This is a genomic window from Pseudonocardia sp. GCM10023141 (assembly GCF_042653605.1).
The window spans coordinates 107946-128976 of sequence record NZ_JBHSIR010000014.1; the positions used below are offsets into that span (position 1 = coordinate 107946).

Here is a 21031-nt window from a genome sequence, read left to right on the forward strand (position 1 = left end):
GACAGGATGCCCACCACGCTGGTCGACTGGCTGCGCGCCCAGGACGACGCGACGCTCGCCGCACTCCTGCGGCTGCGCCCGGACCTCGCCGTGCCACCGCCTGCCGATCTCACGGTACTGGCCACCCGCGCCGGGATCCGGGCGTCGGTGCACCGGGCCTGCGATGACCTCGACACCATCGGGCTGGCCGTGCTGGAGGCCCTCGTCGTCGCCGACGCCGACTCGGCGCCCGTGCCGCGCACCGAGCTCGCCGGGCTGCTGGGTCCCGACATGACGCAGAAGGCGCTCAGCGCGGCGCTGAGCGCCTTGCGCGGGCGTGCGCTGGTCTGGGGCACCGACACCGCGTTGGCGCTGGTACCGGCTGCGCGGGATGTCGTGCCCCGGTACCCGGGTGGGCTGGGTCGACCGGCGCAGGGACTCGCGGGCTCCTCGGCGCTGCCGGGGCTGCTCGCCGCCGTCGAGCCCGACGAGCGCCGCGTGCTCGACGCGCTGGCCGTCGGGCCGCCGATCGGGCGCAGCCGCGGCGGTGCCGATCCCGCCAGCCCGGTGGCGCGGCTGATCGCGCGCGGGCTGCTGCTGCGGGTCGACCCCGAGACGGTGGAGCTGCCCCGGCAGGTCGGCGTCGCGCTGCGCGGCGACCGCCCGCTCGGTCCGATCGCCGTCACCCCTCCCGACATCGGTGCGCACAACCGCGGCGCGGACGTCGTCGACCGCACGGCGGGCGGCGCGGCGCTGGGCGTCCTGCGCCAGGTGGAGCTGCTCGTCGCGTTCTGGAGCCGCACCCCGCCGCCCGTGCTGCGCTCCGGCGGGCTCGGGGTGCGCGAGCTGCGCCGGGCCGCCAAGGAGATGGACGCCGACGAGGGCATCGCCGCACTGCTGATCGAGCTGGCGGTGGCCGCCGATCTGATCGGCCCCGGCGACGGGATGGCGCCGGACTGGGTGCCCACCACCGCCGTCGACGTCTGGGCGGTAGGCGGGCCGGAACTGCGGTGGTCCCTGCTGGCCCGCACCTGGCTGGAGCTGCCCCGGCTGCCGGGCCTCGTGGGTCGCAAGGACGACGCCGGCCGTGCGATCGCGGCGCTGTCGGACGGCGTGCGCCGCCCGCTGGCACCGCGTGACCGGCGGCGCGTGCTCGCCGGGCTCGCCGAGATGCCTCCCGGCACGGCTGCCGGGTCGGCCTCCGCGCTGGCCGACGTGCTGGCCTGGCGGGCGCCGCGGCGCGGCGGCCGGCTGCGCGACGAGGTGGTGGGCTGGGTGCTCGCCGAGGCCACCGTGCTCGGGGTGGTGGCACTCGACGCGCTGTCCACGCCGGGCCGGGCGCTGCTCGGCGACCAGGACCGGCTCGTGGCCGAGCTGCGGGCCACCCTTCCGGAGCCCGTTGACCACGTCCTGCTCCAGGCCGACCTCACCGCGATCGCGCCGGGCCCGCTGGAACCCGAACTCGCCCGCGAGCTGGGGCTGCTCGCGGAGGTCGAGTCCGCCGGCGGAGCCACGGTCTACCGATTCACCGAGGCCACGATCCGCCGGGCGCTCGACGCCGGCCGCTCCGCGGCCGATCTGCACGAGCTGCTCGCCAAGCGCTCGGCCACGCCGGTGCCCCAGGGCCTCAGCTACCTCGTCGACGACGTCGCCCGCCGCCACGGCAGGCTCCGCGGGGGAGCAGCGGCCTCGTTCCTGCGCTCCGACGACGAGGTGCTGATCTCCGAGGTGCTCGCGAACCCGGCGGCGCCGGGGCTGGAGCTGCGCAGGCTCGCCCCCACCGTGCTGGTGAGCCCGCTCCCGCTCGTGGAGCTGCTCGACGCACTGCGCGAGGCCGGGTTCACCCCCGCGGCCGAGGACACCGGCGGGGCGGTCCTCGATCTCACCGACCGTGGCAAGCGCACCGCTCCCCGCCGCCGCAGCAGCGAACGGGTGGGCACCCCGCCGGATCCCGATCCCGACCAGCTCGCGGCGCTCGTGGCTCGGATGCGGGCCGGTGACGCGCTGGCCGGGATGCGCAAGGGCGCCGAGTCCTTCGCCAACGGCTCCACGCTCGACCTGCTGCGCACCGCGACGGCGCAGGGCCGCACGGTCTGGATCGGCTTCGTCGACGGCCACGGGGTGGCGGGCGAGCGGGTGCTGGAACCGTTGAGCATCGGCGCCGGCGTGGTGGAGGGCCGCGACACCGTGGACGGTGCGCTGCACCGCGTGCCGCTGCACCGCATCACGAGCCTGGCGCTGGTGGACGACTGACCGCCACCTCGCACACGTTCACCCGTCCCCGCACACCGTGGAGCGTGTGCGAGGACCCGCGACGGTGTGCGAGGACCAGTGTTCAGCGGGCGCGCGCCGCCAGGTGGTACTGCATCGCGTGCTCGACGAGCGCGATCAGCGCGTGCTTCGTGGACTCCCGGTTGCGGGCATCGCACGTGATGATCGGGATCGCCGGATCGATCGACATCGCCTCGCGGACGTCGTCGACCCGGTGCTGCAGCAGCCCGTCGAAGGCGTTGAGGCCCACGACGTAGGGCAGGCCACGGTCCTCGAAGAAGTCGATGGCCGCGAACGAGTCGGCCAGCCGCCTCGTGTCGACGAGCACGACCGCACCGATGGCACCGCGGACCAGGTCGTCCCACATGAACCAGAACCGGTGCTGCCCGGGCGTGCCGAACAGGTACAGGATCAGCTCGCGGTCCAGCGACACGCGGCCGAAGTCCATGGCGACGGTGGTGGTGACCTTGTTGGGCGTGGCGGCGAGATCGTCGACGCCCGCGCTGGCCTCGGTCATGACGGCTTCGGTGGTCAGCGGCATGATCTCGGAGACCGAGCCGACGAACGTCGTCTTGCCGACACCGAAGCCCCCTGCCACCACGATCTTCGCGGAGATCGTGGCAGCGGTTGCGATCGTTCGGGGGCCACCGCCACCGGGGTAGCTAGAGCCGACGGAGTCCACTCAACACCCTTTCCATCAGGGCGAGGTCCGGCGCGTTGCCGGCACTGCTCGCGGTCTGGTGCACAGTCACCACGCCGAGTCCGGCCATGTCACCCAGCAGCACCCTGGCGACGCCGAGGGGGAGGGACATGAGCGCGGCGACCTCGGCAACGGACCGCGTCTGCTCGCAGAGTTCCGCGATACCGCGGTGTTCGACCCGCATCAGGCCGATCTGATCCCGGCCGCGCTGGCTGGTGGAGACGAGCGTCTCGATCGCCAGGTCGAAGCCGGACTTGGTGCGCCCGCCCGTCCACGTGTACGGCCGGACCGCCGCGGCGCCCGCGTTCTGATCGGGCTCCTCGACGGACATGAGCCGCATGTCGATCGGGGCCGTGGTGGGCCCCGACGGCACCAGCGGTTGCGGTGCCGGCCGCGGCGGAACGGGCTGTTCGAGACCCGGCGGACCCGGGAGCGGACCAGGATCGACGTCGGCGCCCTTGCGACGTCCCCACCTGCGGCGCTTCGGGGAACGGCTCGCGTCGAAGCTGAACCCGTTCATGACGTCGGCGAACGTCGGCTCCGAGGGTTGCCGGCGCTCGTCATCGGGACCGGAGGTCATCGGACATCACCTGCCTTCTACCGATCGTCTGCCTGGTCATGGTCTGGGTGGATCAGAAGCTGAAGGTGTTCTGGAGCTCGGCCCGCAGCTCCGGGGTGAGCAGCTGACCGACCCGGTCGACGAGCAGCGTCATCTCGTACCCGATCAACCCGATGTCGCAGCTGGGCGAGGCGAGCACGGCGAGGCAGGAGCCGTCGCTGATCGACATGAGCAGGACGATCCCACGATCCATCTCCACGACCGTCTGCACCACGCCGCCGGCGTCGAAGCAGCGGGCAGCGCCCTGCGTCAGGCTGATCAGCCCGGACGCGACGGCGGCCAGCTGATCGGCCCGATCGCGCGGCAGCCGGTCGGAGCTGGTGAGCAGCAGCCCGTCGGCGGAGACCACGATGGCATGCGCAACGCCGGGAACGCGTTCAGCGAAGTTGGTGACCAGCCAGCCGAATCGGCTCGGCTGCGTTTGCGGTGCCGTCATGACAACTCCTCATCGTGGCCACCCGCGGTAGCGGGCTTCGTACCTGTGTCAGCTGCGTCGACGTCTGCTTCGCCGCCACGCATCCGACTTTCCCGACCCTGCCGAACACCCTGTTGGTAGCTCGCCAGCCGACCGCGGATCGTCTCGGCACTGCGAACCGAGGTGACCGGCGGAGCCAGCACCGCTGATCCTGCACTGCCCGGGACCAGCCGCGCCCGCGGGCGCCGCTTGGGCAGCCCGGCTGCCGTCAGCTCGTCGCCTCGGTCTGCCTCGGCACCACTCGCCGCACGCCAACCCTCGTCGGCGATGCTCGCGAACGCGGTGGGCTGCTCCTCCGCCGCCGGCGGGGGCGTGGGAACCGCTACCGGCGCGGGTGCGACCACCTGCGGGGCCGGCGTCCGGATCGGAGCCGGCGACGGACGCGGTGCGCGAACCGGTGCGGGTGCGGGCTCGTCGGCGTCCTCGGTCTCCCAGTTGACCGGCACCGGCCGGTTCGAGCGGAACCACGCCGACGCGATCTCCTCGAAGATCGGTGTGGTCTCGCCGAGCTCGAAGCTGTCGGCGTCGCTGCGCCCGCCCGCCGAACCGGGCTCCGCGATGACCGGCACGTTCGGTGCGAACAGCTCGTCGGGCCGGCGCGGTGCGGGGCGGGGACCGGGCTGCTGCCGCGCCTCGACCGGGGCCTGCTCCGTCTCGGCCGCTAGGCCCTGCGCGGACTGGCCCTGCGCGGGCTGCTCCTGGCTGGGCTGGGCCTGGGTGGGCTGGACCTGCGGGATCGACGGGGCCTGCGGGATCGACGGGGCCTGCTGCACCGGCTCAGCCTGCACGTCGCTGCGCTGGGGCAGCGCACCCGCCCGGCTGATGATCGGCATCGGGGTGGTGGGCGGTGCCGGCGGCACCTGCTGGGGGCCACGCTGCCCGGTCGGTTCGGGCTGTGCCGGGCCGGCTCCGGTGCCGAAGGCGGCCGCCGGTGCCGGACGTGGGCGCAACGGGAACGCCGGCCGCGGCCGCGGGTTGAGGGCAGGCGGTTCCGGTACGACGACGGGCGGAGCTGTCGGCATCGCGGCCGTGGGCGGCTGCCTGAGCGGCAGTGCCGACACGACCGGGAGCGCTGTGGTCGGCGAGTCGGTGCCGTCCACGGGCGTCGACGTCTCGTTCAGGCTCTGCTCGGGCACGTCCTGGTCGCTGTCGATGTCGGACACGTCATCGGAAGGCGTTCCGGCCGCGGCGTCGATCGTGGCTTCGGCTTCGGCATCGCCGTCGGCCGACTCCGGCAGCTCGTCGGCGTCAGCGGTCGCGGTGGTAGCCGTCTCGGCAACCACCTCATCCGCAGCCACCTCTTCCGCAGTGGTCTCGGCCGGTGCGTCGACCTCGGCCGTTGCCTCGGTGACGCCGTCGTCCGGCGTTGCCTCGACGGCGGAGGCCTCCTCGACCGGCGCCTCGATGTCGGCGTGCGCCGTGCCGTTGGTGACCGACCCGTTCGTGGCGGCACCGTTGGCAGCCTGGGAGAACGGGTTCTTCGGGAACGGGCTCTGTGCCAGCGGGCTCTGAGCGAACGAGCCCTCCCCGAACGCCGGAGCCGAGCCGTTGCGCGTGCCCGGCTGGTGCTCGGGGGGAGCGGTGAAGCGCCGGATGTTGAGGCCGGTGCCGTGTGCCGCCTGGTCCGGACCCGAGCCGTTGCCCGGCTCGCGCTCCGCAACGGTCTCCTGCGCCGCAGTCTCGCTCGCCGAGCCGTTCAGCTCCAGCGGCTGGGACTCCTGCTCACGGGACTCCTGCTCACGGGACTCCTGAGCGGCCTCGCGGGCGACCTGGTCCTGCTGCCGTTCCTGCTCCGCCCGTTCCTGGGCCGCCTGCTCCTGCCGGGCCCGTTCCTGGGCGGCCCGCTCCTTGGCGAACCGCTCGGCGGCGGCCTCCTGGTCACGACGGGCCTGCTCGGCGACCTCGCGGGCGCGCTGCTCGGCGGCGCGTGCTGCGGCCTGCTGATCGGCCTCGGCCTGCTCGCGGGGATCGGGACGACCCGGTCCGGGAGGCACCGGAGGTCCGTCCGGCCGCAGCGTGGAGCCCGGGCGCCTGCTGGGCAGCGACGGCGGCCCGTTGCCGTTGCCGTTGGTGGCAGGCGGCGCGCTGAAGAGCCCACCCTCGCCGTTGGGGGCATCGAACGCCCCGGCCGGGTTCGCCGGCCCATCGGAGCCCGTGACCAGCGCGGACAGCGAGTTCGGACGGCCGTTGCTGCTGCCGTTGGCCGAACCGCGCTGCTGCGCGATGGTGATCGGGGCCGCACCGACCGTGGAACGAGCCGGTGCCTGCTGGCGCGGCGCGTCCATCGGGTCGGTGGACGGGATCAGGTACGAGGGCACCGTGACCGATGCGGTGAGGCCGCCGCCGGGGCCGCCTCCCGCTGACGTGGTGAGCCGCACGTTGATGCCGTGCCGCGTGCCCAGCCGACCGACCACGAACAGGCCCATGCGCCGCGATGCGGACACGTCGACCGTGGAGGGCCCGGACAGCCGCTGGTTGGCGTCGCTGAGCTCGTGCTCGGCCATCCCGACACCGCGGTCGGCGATCTCGACGACCATGGCCCCGTCGGCGGTGCTGGTGGTGCTCATGACCACCTGCGAATCCGGCGGGGAGAAGTTGGTGGCGTTGTCCAACAGCTCCGCGAGGAGGTGGACGATGTCGCTGGCGGCGCGGCCGACGAGCGTGGCCGACGGCGGTGCCTGCACCACGATCCGCTGGTACTGCTCGATCTCCGACACTGCGGCACGCAGCACGTCGACCATCGGGACCGGCGCCGAGTTGCGCTTGGCGAGATCGGTGCCCGCGAGCACCAGCAGGTTCTCGCTGTTGCGCCGCATGCGGGTGGCGAGGTGGTCGAGCTGGAAGAGGTTGGACAGCTGGTCGGAGTCCTGCTCGTTGCTCTCCAGCTGCTCGATCAGCTGCAGCTGGCGCTCGACCAGCGCCTGGCTGCGGCGGGAGAGGTTGACGAACATCGCGCTGACGTTGGACTGCAGGGACGCCTGCTCCGCCGCGAGCCGGATGGCCTGGCCGTGCACCGCGTCGAACGCGCGGGCCACCTGGCCCACCTCGTCGCGCGTGGTGAGCGGCACGGGGTCGACGGTGACGTCGGGCGCCTCACCTGCGCGCATGCTCTCGACCGCCTGCGGCAGCCTGCGCTCTGCGACGTCGAGCGCCGAGGTGCGCAGCACCCGCAGCGAGCGGATCAGGGCGCGGGCGATGAGCACCGCGATGGTGATGCCGATGAGCAGGCCGAGCATCAGCACGACCGAGTTGATGCCCGCCAGGTTGCTGGCGCGCTGCTCGGCTGCGGTGCTGGTGGCGACGAGCTCCTGGCGCACAGCCGTGCTCGACTTGTCGACCGCGGCCCTGGCTCCGGCGTACGCCGTGTCCCAGTCGTAGGGCTGCTGCGTGATCGGCTGGTTGTCGGGGGTGGCCGTGATGGCCGCCTTCAACGCCTCGCGCTGCGAGTTGCCCTGGTCGTTGAGGAAGTTGCCGGTGCGGGCGACCTGCTCGGGGGTGAGCGCCACCTGGTACTCGCGGTACGCGGCGAGCAGCTGGTTCTCGGTGGCGCTGATGACGTTGGTGTCGCCGGGGGCGAGGCGGCCGGCACGGATGGCGGCACCGATCACGGTGTGCTGCAGTGCCAGCTGCTCGGAGGCGTCGGTGGCGGCGGTGAGCGCGTCGGCGAAACCGGCCGTGTCGGGCGCGCGCAGCTGGCGCAGCAGCGACCGGTCGAGCACGTCGACGCTGCCGATCACGTCGGTGTAGAGCCCACGCACCTGTGCCGCGCTGATCGTGGAGTTGCCAGCGGAGTCGGTGCGGATGGACTTCAGCTGGGCGATGCCGCTCTCGGTCTGCTGCCGCGCCGCGACGGTGCCGGCGTCGAGCTGCTCGGTGCTGCGCACCGCCGCGAGCATCGTGTCCACCTGCGCGTCGGTCTGGCCGAAGCCGATGTCGAGCACGCCCCGGTCACCGGTGCGGTTGGCCGCGACGTAGAGGGTGGCCTCGTCGCGTTCCTGGCGCAGCGCATCGGCGACGCCCGCGACCTGGCCGCGGACCTCGAGCATCCTGCTGCTGCGGCCGAGGTCCGCGGCACTGCCGGCCTGGTCGGCGACACGCAGTACCCCCAGCACGAGCGCGAGCAGGGCGGGAACCACCCCGATCGCGACGAGCTTCCAGGCAAGCGTCCAGTTCCGCGGGTTCCACCGCTCGGACCAGGTCGGCCTGGTCTCCGTGCTGGTCACGTCAACGTCCCCCTGAGGATTGCCGGCGACGATCGGCCGAACTCTGACACGCCCGGACGCCCGGCGGCGAGGCCGAACCGGACGAGCTGCGGTCCAGCGGCGGTGGATGGCCTGCGACGGGCCGTACGCCCGTGGAGCGTGGCGATGAGCATCGGGTGGATCCGTGGCGCCTTCGTGTCGGGGGCGAGCCGGTCGGGTGGGCCGGTTCGCGTGGTGCCCCGGTCCGCCGCGACACGCGCCCCGCTGGGGAGGGGCGATGACCGTCGGGACCGGGTATGATCGCGGCGGCACACGTGCGCTCACGGAACTAGAGCTGGGTCACTATAGCCCGCCTGCGCACCCGCTTGCCCGACCCGTGTCGGGCGGGCCGCCGCAGCTCCCCGGTCTCCACCTCGTGCATCGTGTGTCCCTACCGGTCCGGCCGCGTCCGGACGTACGCGAGGAAGTGAGACCACGATGTCCGACGGACCGCTCATCGTCCAGTCCGACAAGACACTGCTTCTCGAGGTCGACCATCCGGCCGCGCAGGAGGCCCGGATGGCCATCGCGCCGTTCGCCGAGCTGGAGCGCGCCCCCGAGCACGTCCACACCTACCGGGTCACCCCGCTCGCGCTGTGGAACGCGCGCGCCGCAGGCCACGACGCCGAGCAGGTCGTCGACGCGTTGGTCCGCTTCTCCCGCTACGCCGTGCCGCAACCCCTGCTCGTCGACGTCGTCGACACGATGGGCCGCTACGGGCGGCTGCAGCTCACCAACTCCCCGGTGCACGGCCTGGTCATGGTGGCGCTGGACCGCGCGGTGCTGGAGGAGGTGCTCCGCCAGAAGAAGATCGCGCCGCTGCTGGGCAACCGCGTCGACGACGACACCGTGATCGTGCACCCGTCCGAGCGCGGGCACCTCAAGCAGGCCCTGCTCAAGATCGGCTGGCCTGCCGAGGACCTCGCGGGCTACGTCGACGGTGAGGCCCATCCCATCGCGCTCGCCGAGGACGGCTGGACGCTGCGCGACTACCAGCGCCAAGCCGTCGACGGCTTCTGGGCAGGTGGCTCGGGGGTGGTCGTGCTGCCCTGCGGTGCGGGGAAGACGCTGGTCGGGGCCGCCGCGATGGCGCAGGCGCAGGCCACCACGCTGATCCTCGTCACCAACACGGTGGCAGGCCGGCAGTGGAAGCGCGAGCTCGTGGCGCGCACGTCGCTCACCGAGGACGAGATCGGCGAGTACTCCGGCGAGCGCAAGGAGATCCGCCCGGTCACCATCGCCACCTACCAGGTGATCACCCGCAAGACCAAGGGCGAGTACCGCCACCTCGAGCTGTTCGACTCGCGCGACTGGGGCCTGGTCATCTACGACGAGGTGCACCTGCTGCCGGCCCCGGTGTTCCGGATGACGGCCGACCTGCAGTCGCGCCGCAGGCTCGGGCTCACCGCCACCCTCGTCCGCGAGGACGGGCGCGAGGGCGATGTCTTCTCCCTGATCGGGCCCAAGCGCTACGACGCGCCGTGGCGCGACATCGAGGCGCAGGGCTGGATCGCGCCCGCCGACTGCGTCGAGGTCCGGGTCACGCTCACCGACGCCGAGCGGCTCGGCTATGCCGTCGCGGAGGCCGAGGAGCGCTACAAGATGGCCTCCACCGCCCACACGAAGATCAACGTCGTCAAGTCGATCCTGGAGCGCCACCCCGGCGAGCCCACGCTCGTCATCGGCGCCTACCTCGACCAGCTCGACGAGCTGGGCGTGGCGCTGGACGCTCCCGTCATCCAGGGATCCACGCGCAACAAGGAGCGCGAGGTGCTGTTCCAGGAGTTCCGGGAGGGCAAGCTGCCGGTGCTCGTGGTCAGCAAGGTCGCCAACTTCTCGATCGACCTGCCGGAGGCGAGCGTCGCCATCCAGGTGTCGGGCACGTTCGGCTCGCGGCAGGAGGAGGCGCAGCGGCTCGGCAGGCTGCTGCGGCCCAAGGGTGACGGCCGGCAGGCGCACTTCTACTCGGTGGTCTCCCGCGACACGCTCGACACCGACTACGCGGCGCACCGTCAGCGCTTCCTCGCCGAGCAGGGCTACGCGTACCGCATCGTCGATGCCGACGACCTGTTGGGCCCAGCGGTCCCCGACGTGGGCTGAACGGTCCTGCGCGAACGCGCGAACGCACCCCCCGGTTGCGGCAACTTCCTCGCGATCGAGTGAACCTCCCGAACCCTCGGTTCGAGTTGGAGCCACACTGGGTAGTCGGTGGGGCCACTCTGGGTAGTCCGGTGTGGGCGAAGGGGTGATCATTTCCATGTGGCAGTGGGTGCTCGTCGGGGTGACCGCATGGGTCCTCGCCGGACTGCTGCTCGCGCTGGTGATCGGCCGGGTCGTCCGGGCGAGGGACCGGCAGGTTCCCCGGGAGCCCGCGGAGCCCGTCCTCCGGCCCGAGGCCAGGGAGAAGGTCCGCCGCCGCTCTCGCAGGTCCTGAGCGTCGCCCCTCTGCACACGGGTGTGTCGCCCGGGGCGCCGCTGTGCGATCGTCCGGGGATGGCGACGCGTGACGGGGCGGCGGCCGACCGTGCCCTCGAGCAGGAACACCTGCTCAACGCGCTCCTCGCCGAGCGCGACGGGCTGCTCTCGGTCCTCGACAGGGTGCTGGCGCTGGAGGGGACGGCGCGGCTGATCCGCGACGTCGCGGGTGCCGACGCCGGCTTCGTCGCCGATACCGACGGGGCCGATCACGCCGTCATCCGCTGGCTCGCCGGCAACCGCACCGAGTCGCTGCGGGACCTCGTCGTCCCGAAGGGGCAGGGCGTCGGGGGTCGGGTGCTCGCGATGGGAGCGCCGGTGCGCGTGAGCGACTACGTCACGGCCCGCAGCATCACCCACCAGTTCGACGCCGTGGTGCAGGTCGAGTCGCTGGGCGCGATGGTGGCGGTGCCCATCCTCAAGACCGCGGGCGGCACCGAGACGGTCGCTGTGGCCTACGCCGCGTTGCGCGGGAGCGGGGCCTTCGGCGACGTCGCCGTCGAGTCCGTGCAGGCGATCGCTGCCGAGGCCACGCGCGCGCTGCGGCTGGCCGATCGGGCCAAGGCGGGCCTCGACACGGCGGTGGCGGCCGAGCGGCAACGGATGCAGGCGTCGCTGCACGACTCGCTCGGCGCGATGCTGTTCTCCATCGGGGCGCAGGTCCGCGACCTGCGCACGACCGTGCCGGACAACCCGCTGCTGCGCACCCAGCTCTGCCGCATCGAGTCCGACGTGTCGGCGGCCTCGCGCGCGCTGCGCGAGGCGCTGCTCGCCCTGTCGGAGTCGAGCCCGGAGCGGGCCCTTCCCGTCGAGCTGGCCGAGCACTGTCGCAGCTACGAGGCGCGTACCGGCGTCACCGCCCGGTTCGTGCAGCTCGGCCTGATCCAGCCGCTCGACGGCGAGCGCACCGCCCTGCTGATCAGCGCTGTGCGCGAAGGCCTGCTCAACGCGGAGAAGCACGCGGGGGCCGGCACCGTCATCGTGAGCCTCGGCGAGGTCGACGGCGGTGTCCAGGTGGCGATCGCCGACGACGGGCAGGTCCGCGAGCCGTCCGCGGACGAGGTCTCGTTCGACAGCGCCGGGCTGGGCATCGGGTTGCTGGCGGAGCGCGCGGCGCGGCTGGGTGGCAGGGTGAGCCTGGTGCACGACGAGGACGGCGGCAGCACGCTGCGGATGCTGCTGCCGGGGCCGGTGCGGGCCTGATGGCGGCGGCCCGGGTCATGGTGGTGGACGACCATCCGGTGGTCCGTGACGGCGTCGCGCTGCTGCTGCGCGGCGATCCCACACTCGTGGTGGTCGGCGCGGCGGAGAGCGGCCGCGCCGCGTTGGAGCGGGCCCCGCTGCTGCGGCCCGACCTCGTGCTGCTGGACCTGCGGCTGCCCGACATGCTCGCCCCCGAGGTGGTGGTGGGGTTGCGCGAGGCCGTGCCGGCCGCCCGGGTCGTGGTGTTCACCGCGCACGGCGACCACCACGGCGTCCAGGCCGCACTCGACGCCGGCGCGCACGGGGCGCTGCTCAAGGACGCCGCCGCGATCGACCTGGTGGCGGCGCTGCGGCGGGTGCTGCGCGGCGAGCGGGTCTCGGATCCGCGGATGGTGCCCGCCGGTGGCGGCGACGGCAACCAGGCCGCGCTGGCCCGCAGCGGGCTGACGCGGCGCGAGTACGAGGTGCTGCGTCTCGCGGCGCAGGGGCGCACCAACCCGGAGATCGCGGAGTCCACCGGCCTCGCGCGCAACACCGTCAAGACGTACCTGCAGTCGGCGCTGCACAAGCTCGGGGCCCGCAACCGGGTCGAGGCGATCGGGAAGGCCAGCGAGGCCGGGCTGCTGTAGCCCGACTTCGCACCCCGACTCCCGACCTCGCACACCGTTGCCCGTGTTCGCATGGGTTGGAACGTGTGCGAGGACTGGCGACGGCATGCGAAGTCGGCCTGTGCGCGCGGCTACGCCTGTAGGCCGTTCGGCCGCGTTGGGTGGCCGTTCGGCTGCGGTGCGCCACTGTTCGGTCTCATCCGTGTAACGGAGTACCAATTCCCCTTTACCCCTCTCCACTTGGGGGTGCCCGGGCTCTGTGACCCCGAACACCATGTGCGCCCAGTCCACCGGATCACCACGTGAGGGGCCGCGATCGTGACAGTGCAACGCCGGGGAACTGATCAGTGCTGAGTGTTCGTGGGCTGTCGGTGCGCTACGGACGATCGGTCCGAGCGCTCGAGGACGTGGACGTCGAGGTTCCTGCCGACGGGGTGCTCGCCGTGCTGGGTGGGAACGGGGCGGGGAAGTCGACGCTGCTGCGCGCGGTGTCGGGCACGCTGCGGCTGCACCGCGGGGCCGTCACGGCGGGGGAGATCACCTTTGCCGGACAGCGGCTCGACCGCCTCGACCCGGCCGCTGTCGTCCGCCATGGCGTGGTCGCCGTGCCGGAGGGACGCCAGGTGTTCGCCCGGATGAGCGTGGAGGAGAACCTGCGTGCCGGTGGGCTCGGGGCGCGGTCCGCCGCCGCCCGCACGGCGTCGCGGGCCCGGGTCCACGAGCTGTTCCCGGTGCTCGCCGAGCGGGCCGGCCAGCGGGCGGGCCTGCTCTCGGGCGGTGAGCAGCAGATGCTCGCGATCGGCCGCGGGCTGATGTCGGACCCGAAGCTGTTGCTGCTCGACGAGCCGTCGCTCGGCCTCGCGCCGCAGATGGTCGGCCGGATCGCCCGGATCATCCGCGAGATCCACGACCAGGGCACGGCCGTGGTGCTCGTCGAGCAGAACGCGACGATGGCGCTGCAGGTCGCCGATCACGCCGCCGTGCTGGAGGTCGGCCGCATCGCGCTGTCCGGGTCGGCAGCCGAGCTCGCCGCGAGTGATGACGTGCAGCGGCTCTACCTGGGTGGACATGCGGAGTCCCAGGCCCAGGCGCAGGCCGAGGAGGCCGATGCCATGGCTCACCGGAGCCGCCGGGTGCTGTCGAGGTGGGCGGGATGAGCGTGAGTGCGACGCAGGACACCCCCGATGTCGTGGACGTCCCCGAGCTGCGTGACGGCGTGCGGGAGCTCGTCGTCGAGAACGTGGTGCTGCGCTTCGGCGGCATCACGGCGCTCGACGACGTCTCGTTCACCGTCGCCCCCGGCACGGTGCACGCGCTGATCGGGCCCAACGGTGCAGGCAAGTCCAGCTGCTTCAACGTGATCAGCGGGCTCTACCGGCCGACCGAGGGCCGGGTCCGGCTCGGTGACCAGGTGCTCACCGACCTGCGCCCGCACCGCCTCGCCGCGCTGGGCGTCGGGCGCTCCTTCCAGAACATCGCGCTCTCGCCGGGCTCGACCGTCCGCGACAACGTGCTGCTCGGCAGGCACACCCTGACCTCCGGCGGGTTCCTCGCGGGCGGGCTGCGGCTGGGGCGCCGCACCGAGCGGCGCCACATCGCGCGCGTCGAGGAGATCTGCGCGTTCCTCGGTGTCGCCGACCGGCTCGACAACCCCGTCGGGGTGCTGCCCTACGGGGTGGCCAAGCGCGTCGACATCGCCAGGGCACTGGCCTGCGAGCCCACCCTGCTGCTGCTCGACGAGCCGGCGGCGGGCCTCAACACCGCCGAGACCGCGGAGATGGCCGTGACGATCCGTGAGCTGCGCGACGCGCTCGGCATCTCGGTGCTGCTGGTGGAGCACGACATGGGGCTGGTGATGGGCATCGCCGACCGGGTCAGCGTGCTCGACTTCGGGCGGCTGATCGCCGACGGGCTCCCCGCGCAGGTGCAGAACGACCCGGAGGTCATCAGCGCCTACCTGGGCGTCGGCGCCGAGGACGAGGAGCAGGACTGATGGAGACCTTCGTCCAACTCGTGGTCAACGGCCTCGGCAAGGGCGCCGTCTACGCACTGCTCGCGCTCGGCTTCGTGATGATCTTCAAGGCCACCGAGGTGGTGAACTTCGCCCACGGCTCACTGGTGCTCGTCGGCGGGTTCTTCGTCTACGTGCTGAAGGACTCGATCGGCTGGGTGCCTGCCGCGCTCGTCGGGATCGTCGCGGCCGGGCTGATCGCCCTGCTCATCGAGCGCGTGCTGATGGCCAACGCCCGCAACGCCGACCCCAACAGCCTGGCCCTGCTCACCATCGGCGTCGACGTGATCATCACCGAGGAGATCGTGCGCCGGGTCGGCGCCGCGATCCCGTTCATCGGTGATCCCTACGACTCGCAGCCCATCCACCTCGGCAGCATCACGATCTTCCGGACGCAGGCGATCGCGCTCGTCGTCGGCGCCGTGCTGATCACGGCGTTCTTCCTGGCCTTCCGGTACTCGAGCTGGGGCGTCGCGATGCGCGCCCAGGCGGAGAACAAGGAGGCCGCGGCGCTGATGGGGATCCGCAGCTCGCGGGTGACGGCCACGGCGTGGCTCGTGGCCGGGGCGCTGGCCGGCGTGGCGGTGCTGTTCATGGCCACCCAGGACTTCTCCGGGGCCGGGCTCGGACGCGGCACGCACGCCATCGCGCTGATCGCGTTCCCGGCCGCGATCCTCGGCGGCCTCGACTCGACCGCGGGTGCCGTGGTCGGCGGGATCGTCGTCGGGCTGACCGAGGCGCTCTCGGCGCAGTACCTCTCGTTCGAGTTCTCCAAGAGCGCCGTCTTCATCGTGATGCTGATCGTGCTGGTGATCCGGCCGTCCGGACTGTTCGGGACGAAGGAGCTCAGTCGTGTCTAACGCACTCGCCGCTCCGCCCGTGCCCGCCACCGTCCCCGCGGCGAAGCCGCGGAACTGGACCAAGATCGGCGGCGCGGTGCTGCTGATCGTGGTGCTCCTGCTGCTGCCGATACTCGTCGGATCGCAGGTCGCCTACCTCAAGGTCGCCCAGTACATCCTGATCGGTGCCGTCGGCGGCATCGGACTCACGCTGCTCGTCGGCCAGGCCGGCCAGCTCTCACTGGCGCACCCGTTCTTCCTGCTGGTGGGCGCCGTCAGCTACGCGGTGCTGGCGGGTGACCCCGGCGAGAAGCCCGGCCTCGTCGCTCTCGGGCTGCCGCCGCTGGTGGCGGTGATCGGGGCGGTGCTCATCTGCGGGCTCATCGGGCTCGCGTTCGCGCCCGTCTCCGGCCGGTTGCGGGGCATCTACCTCGGCGTCGCGTCGCTGTCGCTGGTGTTCGTCGGGCTGTGGCTCGGCCAGTCGCTGGAGCTGTTCACCGGTGGCACGTCATCGGGCCGGGCGGCGCCGACGTTCGAGCTGTTCGGCTTCCCCTTCGCCAACACCACCCCGGCCCCGACGATCGCGGGCGTCGCGATCCAGAAGCAGCAGCGGCTCTGGTACCTGTTCCTGGCCTTCGCCCTGATCGCGTACTTCCTCGCCCGCGGCGCGGTGAACAGCCGGATCGGCCGCTCGTGGCGGGCCGTGCGCGACAACGAGGCCTCCGCCACCGCGATGGGCGTCGACGTGCGTCGCGTCAAGGCGGGCGCGTTCGTGATCTCGTCGGCCTTCGCCGGCCTCGCAGGTGTCATGACCGCGCTGTGGCTCGACCTGGTCAAACCGGACGAGAACGAGTTCACCGGCAACTACTCGTTGACCGTCGCGATCGCCTTCCTGGCCATCACGATCATCGGCGGCCTGGGTTCCGTGCCCGGCGCGGTGATCGGCGCGGTCGTCGTCTACGGGCTGCAGCAGTTCTTCCTGCTCGGGGCCAACCAGTTCGGCTGGTTCGCCGACGCCGGTTTCGGGGGCCTGTCCGCCGTCGTGCTCAGTGCGTTCGTCTACGGCGCGGCCGTCGTGCTGGTCGTGCTGTTCGAACCGGGCGGTGCCGCCGCGATCGGCAGGCGCATCGTCGCCCGGTTCCGTCCCTCAGCTGTTCCGCCCGCCGACACCGGCGGACGTCCCACCCCCGAGAGGAACGATGATGATCCGACGGCGTAGCGAGCGGCGGGCCGCCACGGTCAACAAGGCGGTGCTCGCCGGCGCGCTGGCGAGTGCACTGGTGCTCGCCGCGTGCGGGTCCACGGCCGACAGCGGAGCGGCGGGTGCCACCGGTGCGGGCGGCGTCAAGACCGACAAGGGCGTCACCGACACCACCATCACGCTCGGGATCATGGGCGACACCAGCGGTGTCTTCAAGAACCTCGGTGCTGCCATCAACGCGGGCAACCAGCTGTGGGCCGACAGCGTCAACGGTGCCGGCGGCATCTGCAAGCGCCAGATCAAGATCGAGACCGTTGACCACGGCTACAAGGCCGACACGGCGAAGACCCTCTACCCGCAGCTCGAGCCGAAGGTGCTCGGCATCGTCCAGCTGCTCGGCTCGCCCGTGCTGGCCGCGCTCAAGCAGAACCTGATCGACGACAACCTCACCGCGGCGCCCGCGTCCTGGTCGAGCGAGATCCTCAACAACCCGAACATCATGATGATCGGCACCACGTACGACCTCGAGATCGTCAACGGGCTCGCCTACCTGCAGCAGCAGGGCCTGATCAAGGACGGCGACACCGTCGGCCACATCTACATCGACGGCGAGTACGGCGGCAACGGGCTGAAGGGCTCCAAGTACTACGCCTCCAAGCACAACCTCACGGTCAAGGAATCCAAGATCACCTCGACCGACAGCGACCTGACGAACATCGTCACCGGCCTCAAGGGCGCGGGTGTCAAGGCCATCGTCCTGACCACGACGCCGGGCCAGACGGCGTCGGCGATGGCTGCCAACCAGGCGCTCGGGCTCAACGTGCCGGTGCTGGGCAACAACCCGACGTTCGACCCGGCGCTGCTGGCCAGCCCGGCGGCAGGCGCGCTCGGCAACCTCTACGTCGCGGCGTCGAGCCCGCCGTTCTCGGCCAAGACCCCGAAGGCCGTGGAGCTCGCGAAGGAGTACAAGGCCAAGTACGCGGGGGCCCCGCTCAATGCCGGTGTCGACGTCGGCTACGTCGAGGGGCTGGTGTGGCAGGCCGTGCTGGAGAAGGCCTGCACCAACAACGACCTCAGCCGCGCCGGCGTCCAGACCGCGCTGAAGTCGCTGACCTCGGTGAAGACCGACGAGCTCGTCGCCACGCTGGACTACAGCTCGCCAGGGGCGCCGCCCACGCGCGGTGTCTACATCGCGAAGGTGGACCCGAAGGCGGAAGGTGGCATGACCGAGGTGGCGCCGCTGTTCACCGCCCCTGATGCCGCTGGCTACAAGGCCCCGTTCCAGAAGTAGGGCGCCCCGCGCTGGCCCCGTTGCAGGAAGGTGGCCTTCCCGCAAGAACCTTGCGGCAAGGTGGCCTTCCTGCAACGCGAGAGCCGGGCGCGCCGGGGTGGGTGATCAACGCGCACAGGTTCCGGTTGGATCATGAGCCGGTGCGCGCTCGGCCACCGGCGCCGTGATCAACGCCCACTGGCTCATCTTTCATGGCGGCCGCAGGCCATGACGGACCTTCCAGAAGTAGGGAACCCCAGGGTCGGAGCAGGGGTCGGAATCCGGGTGAGCCCGGATTCCGGCCCCGCCCGTTCCCGGCAGGCTCATGGGCATGGAACAGACGACGACCACCACCCCCACCATCGACCCCGCCTTCGACGTGAACGGTGCCCAGCCCGCACCGGAGCGTCCCCGGTTCCGGCTGACCCGCAGCCGCACCGACCGCATGCTCGGCGGTGTCTGCGGCGGTATCGCCGAGAGCTTCGGCATCGACGCCACGCTGGTGCGCATCGGCCTCGTCGCGCTGACGCTGCTCGGCGTCGGCAGCGGTGCCATCGTGTACGTCGCGATCTGGGCGCTGGCTCCCGAAGCCGACGTAGCCGAGGCCGACGTCGCGGCATGACCCCGATGGGGGGCGCCCGTAGGACTACGGATGCCCTCGACGACGCCTTCCTGCGAACCTTCTGCCCGTGGCGGCGGCGTTCGGGGGAGCGCCGGCGGCGCGCACATCCGGTCGCGTGCACCGGGGGCCGTTCGAGGGGTCGGCCACCGGTGGGGGCGCGTGACCAGTGGATGGCGGCGCGCCGGACGGGGTGTTCGCCACGACCCGCGCCGGTGCCGTACCAAGGGGCACCGGCGCGGTATCCCGCCTCCGTCAGAGCCGGGCGTGCCCGGACCAGTTGGCCAGCCGCTCGGTCGGCCCGGCCCCGGCCGCGGACTCCACGACCGCCGCGAACGGCACCGGACCACCCCGCGGCTCCGCCGGGAGGAACCGGGTGACCGCGGCCAGCGCCGCTGCGGCGAGATCGGCGTCGGCCTCGGGGTCCGACCCGACGGCGACGGCGAGGTCCCAGCCGTGCACGAGCGTCTCGTTGAGGTAGCCCCAGACGGCTGCCCGGCCCGGAACCGTGCCCCACGGCAGCACCATCATGCGGTCCAGCAGCGCGTCGTCACCCCAGATCGACCACAGCTTCTCGGTGGCGGTGCCGTGCGCCGTGGCCCAGTCCTCGTCGGCGACGTCGGTGATGACCGAGGGCGCCGCGAGCACCGAACCACCCTCCCCGGCGATCCGCGCCCGGTCGACGGTGGCCAGCAGGTGGCCGAGCAGCGCGCGGACGTCGAACTCGGAGCACGGCGTCGGGTCGTCCAGGTGCGCGGGCGCGACACCGGCCATGAGGCCGTGCACCCAACCGAGCGCGCGGGCGTAGAGGGGGCGGGGGTCGGGGATCTCGGTGTTCGTCATGAGACAACCCTGACGTCTAATCACGACATCCTCCGTCGTGTATGTCTGCCACTATCGGTGCGTGCGCGCCGACCGACTGCTCTCGATCGTGCTGCTGTTGCAGCACCGGGGCCGGATGTCGGCTGCGACGCTCGCCCGCGAGCTGGAGGTCTCCACCCGCACGGTGCTGCGCGACATCGACTCGCTGTCCACCGCGGGTGTCCCCGTCTACGCCGAGCGCGGCCGCCACGGCGGCTTCGCGCTCCTCGATGGCTTCAGCACCGATCTCACCGGCCTGACCCACGACGAGGCGCTCGCGCTGCTGGTGGCGGGGTCCCGCACGTCGTCGGCGGCGGCGGGGATGGCCCCCGCGCTCGCCTCGGCGATGCGCAAGGTCGTGGCGGCGCTGCCGCAGGAGCAGCGCGCGGTGGCCACTCGCGATGCGGGGCGGGTGCTCGTGCGCAACGAGGGCTGGATGCGCCGCGCCGCGCCCGCGGCACCGCCCGATGCACCCGAGTTGCTCGCGGTGGTGCGGCGTGCGGTCTTCGCCGGTCGACGGCTGCGGATCCGCTACGCGGCGGCCGGGGAGCCGCAGCCGCGGTGGCGCACGATCGATCCCGTCGGGCTGGTGCAGGCCCGCGGCCAGTGGTACCTCCTGGCCACGCGCGACGGCGCCGACCGCACCTACCGGATGTCGCGCATGCTGGCCGTCGAGGAGCTGGCCGAGAACGCCCGCCGGCCTGCGGGCGTCGACCTGGACGAGGTCTGGGAGGCGCGCCGGGCGCAGTTCATGGCCACGTCGCCGGGGGTGACGGCCCGGGTGCGGGTGCGCACCGGCAGGCGCCCGGAGCTCCTGCGATCGGTGCTGGCCGTCCGGTCCGACGAGCCCGACGGCGACGGCTGGGCGGTACTGCAGGTGGAGTTCGCCGACGTGGCCCACGCCGTGGGGATCCTGTGGCAGTACGGCGCCGACGCCGAGGCGATCGAGCCGTCGCACGTGCGTGCGGCGCTCGTCGAGCGGACGGCGGCGATGGCGGCCCGCTACGCCGGATAGTGGGAGCGGCCCGTCACGGGAGCAGCCCGTCGAGGTCGATCGTGACGGCGACGGGCGCGGTGGCGGTGAACGTGCCCGTGACCACGCCGCCGTCGACGTAGCCGAAGTCGCCGGCCTGGTGGCAGGCGAGCACCGACACCGGCTCGGTGATGTCGACGATCCGGTAGTGCGGTATCCCGGCGTCGGTGTAGTCGGAACGCTTGTGGATGATGAGCCGGCCCTCCACCAGCTCGGAGTATCCGGACTCGATCTCGCCGAGCTCGAGGTACTCCGCCACCGTGAGGGCGTGCGGGGCAACCGGCTGGGTGGACACAGCGCGAGTGTCCCGTGCAGATCTCGGCCCATGGCCTCCGACACGAGAACCGGGAACGCCGCAGGGGGCGGCACCCGGTGTGGGTGCCGCCCCCTGCGGGACGTGCTGTGGAGCGGGTGGTCGGACTCAGAAGTCCATGCCGCCCATGCCACCGGTGGGGTCGCCGCCGCCGGCCGGAGCGTTCTTCTCCGGCTTGTCGGCGATGACGGCCTCGGTGGTGAGGAACAGCGCCGCGATGGAGGCGGCGTTCTGCAGTGCCGACCGGGTGACCTTGGCGGGGTCGATGATCCCGGCCGCGATCAGGTCGACGTACTCTCCGGTGGCGGCGTTG

Annotated in this window: 18 protein-coding genes and 1 pseudogene; 12 read left to right on the forward strand and 7 right to left on the reverse strand. The window is 72.5% G+C overall.

The features are described from left to right. Window positions 1-6 precede the first annotated feature (6 nt). Complete coding sequence (locus ACFPFQ_RS08045; protein ID WP_379616378.1) at window positions 7-2232, forward strand: helicase-associated domain-containing protein; 2226 nt, start codon at window positions 7-9, stop codon at window positions 2230-2232. Window positions 2233-2314: 82 nt separating this feature from the next. Here ACFPFQ_RS08045 and ACFPFQ_RS08050 read toward each other — a convergent pair whose 3' ends face one another. Genes ACFPFQ_RS08050 through ACFPFQ_RS08065 form a run of 4 tightly spaced genes read right to left on the reverse strand, consistent with a single transcriptional unit; the run spans window position 2315 to window position 8267 of the window. Next, window positions 2315-2932, reverse strand: coding sequence for a GTP-binding protein (locus ACFPFQ_RS08050; protein WP_379616380.1), 618 nt, complete (start codon window positions 2930-2932; stop codon window positions 2315-2317). After that, the gene (locus ACFPFQ_RS08055) at window positions 2913-3530 is read right to left on the reverse strand and encodes a DUF742 domain-containing protein (protein ID WP_379616382.1); all 618 of its coding nucleotides are present in this window, start codon (window positions 3528-3530) and stop codon (window positions 2913-2915) included. The genes ACFPFQ_RS08050 and ACFPFQ_RS08055 overlap by 20 nt, the downstream gene beginning before the upstream one ends. A gap of 52 nt (window positions 3531-3582) precedes the next feature. Beyond that, entirely contained in the window at window positions 3583-4005 is a 423-nt protein-coding gene (locus tag ACFPFQ_RS08060) for a roadblock/LC7 domain-containing protein (protein WP_379616384.1), read from the reverse strand. After that, window positions 4002-8267: a nitrate- and nitrite sensing domain-containing protein gene (locus ACFPFQ_RS08065; RefSeq protein WP_379616386.1), complete on the reverse strand. Its 4266-nt coding sequence runs from the start codon at window positions 8265-8267 to the stop codon at window positions 4002-4004. The genes ACFPFQ_RS08060 and ACFPFQ_RS08065 overlap by 4 nt, the downstream gene beginning before the upstream one ends. 456 nt (window positions 8268-8723) lie before the next feature. Between ACFPFQ_RS08065 and ACFPFQ_RS08070 the strand changes: the two genes are divergently transcribed. The 10 genes and pseudogenes from ACFPFQ_RS08070 (at window position 8724) to ACFPFQ_RS08115 (ending at window position 18514) form a co-directional block, all read left to right on the forward strand. Beyond that, window positions 8724-10385 (forward strand): DNA repair helicase XPB, encoded by a 1662-nt coding sequence (locus ACFPFQ_RS08070; protein WP_379616388.1) that lies wholly within the window; start codon window positions 8724-8726, stop codon window positions 10383-10385. A gap of 145 nt (window positions 10386-10530) precedes the next feature. Next, window positions 10531-10719 carry a hypothetical protein gene (locus ACFPFQ_RS08075; RefSeq protein WP_379616390.1) on the forward strand — a complete coding sequence of 63 codons (189 nt, stop codon included), beginning with the start codon at window positions 10531-10533 and terminating at the stop codon, window positions 10717-10719. 59 nt (window positions 10720-10778) lie between these two features. Next, a complete protein-coding gene (locus tag ACFPFQ_RS08080; RefSeq protein ID WP_379616392.1) occupies window positions 10779-11963 on the forward strand; it encodes a GAF domain-containing sensor histidine kinase in 1185 nt (394 codons plus the stop codon). Continuing rightward, window positions 11963-12592 (forward strand): response regulator, encoded by a 630-nt coding sequence (locus ACFPFQ_RS08085; RefSeq protein WP_379616394.1) that lies wholly within the window; start codon window positions 11963-11965, stop codon window positions 12590-12592. Before ACFPFQ_RS08080 ends, ACFPFQ_RS08085 begins: the two co-directional genes overlap by 1 nt. 326 nt (window positions 12593-12918) lie before the next feature. Further along, entirely contained in the window at window positions 12919-13728 is an 810-nt protein-coding gene (locus ACFPFQ_RS08090) for an ABC transporter ATP-binding protein (protein ID WP_379616396.1), read from the forward strand. Continuing rightward, window positions 13725-14564 (forward strand): ABC transporter ATP-binding protein, encoded by an 840-nt coding sequence (locus tag ACFPFQ_RS08095; protein WP_379616398.1) that lies wholly within the window; start codon window positions 13725-13727, stop codon window positions 14562-14564. Before ACFPFQ_RS08090 ends, ACFPFQ_RS08095 begins: the two co-directional genes overlap by 4 nt. Continuing rightward, the gene (locus ACFPFQ_RS08100) at window positions 14564-15442 is read left to right on the forward strand and encodes a branched-chain amino acid ABC transporter permease (protein WP_379616400.1); all 879 of its coding nucleotides are present in this window, start codon (window positions 14564-14566) and stop codon (window positions 15440-15442) included. The genes ACFPFQ_RS08095 and ACFPFQ_RS08100 overlap by 1 nt, the downstream gene beginning before the upstream one ends. A 91-nt stretch (window positions 15443-15533) precedes the next feature. Further along, window positions 15534-16445: pseudogene (locus ACFPFQ_RS08105) on the forward strand (branched-chain amino acid ABC transporter permease); the annotation flags it as partial. A 256-nt stretch (window positions 16446-16701) separates the two neighbouring features. Beyond that, window positions 16702-17913 (forward strand): ABC transporter substrate-binding protein, encoded by a 1212-nt coding sequence (locus tag ACFPFQ_RS08110; protein ID WP_379616402.1) that lies wholly within the window; start codon window positions 16702-16704, stop codon window positions 17911-17913. A 310-nt stretch (window positions 17914-18223) separates the two neighbouring features. Then, entirely contained in the window at window positions 18224-18514 is a 291-nt protein-coding gene (locus ACFPFQ_RS08115) for a PspC domain-containing protein (protein ID WP_379616404.1), read from the forward strand. A 252-nt stretch (window positions 18515-18766) separates the two neighbouring features. On the opposite strand, the gene ACFPFQ_RS08120 is transcribed toward ACFPFQ_RS08115, so the two are convergent. Beyond that, on the reverse strand, window positions 18767-19354 hold the full coding sequence (locus tag ACFPFQ_RS08120) for a TIGR03086 family metal-binding protein (RefSeq protein ID WP_379616406.1): 588 nt from the start codon (window positions 19352-19354) through the stop codon (window positions 18767-18769). Window positions 19355-19415: 61 nt separating this feature from the next. Here ACFPFQ_RS08120 and ACFPFQ_RS08125 point away from each other — a divergent pair, with 61 nt between their 5' ends. Further along, on the forward strand, window positions 19416-20387 hold the full coding sequence (locus ACFPFQ_RS08125) for a helix-turn-helix transcriptional regulator (RefSeq protein WP_379616408.1): 972 nt from the start codon (window positions 19416-19418) through the stop codon (window positions 20385-20387). Between the two features lie 13 nt (window positions 20388-20400). On the opposite strand, the gene ACFPFQ_RS08130 is transcribed toward ACFPFQ_RS08125, so the two are convergent. After that, on the reverse strand, window positions 20401-20700 hold the full coding sequence (locus ACFPFQ_RS08130) for a hypothetical protein (RefSeq protein WP_379616410.1): 300 nt from the start codon (window positions 20698-20700) through the stop codon (window positions 20401-20403). Window positions 20701-20826: 126 nt separating this feature from the next. Then, the coding region (locus ACFPFQ_RS08135) for a TCP-1/cpn60 chaperonin family protein (protein WP_379616412.1) at window positions 20827-21031 on the reverse strand (205 nt) is incomplete at its 5' end.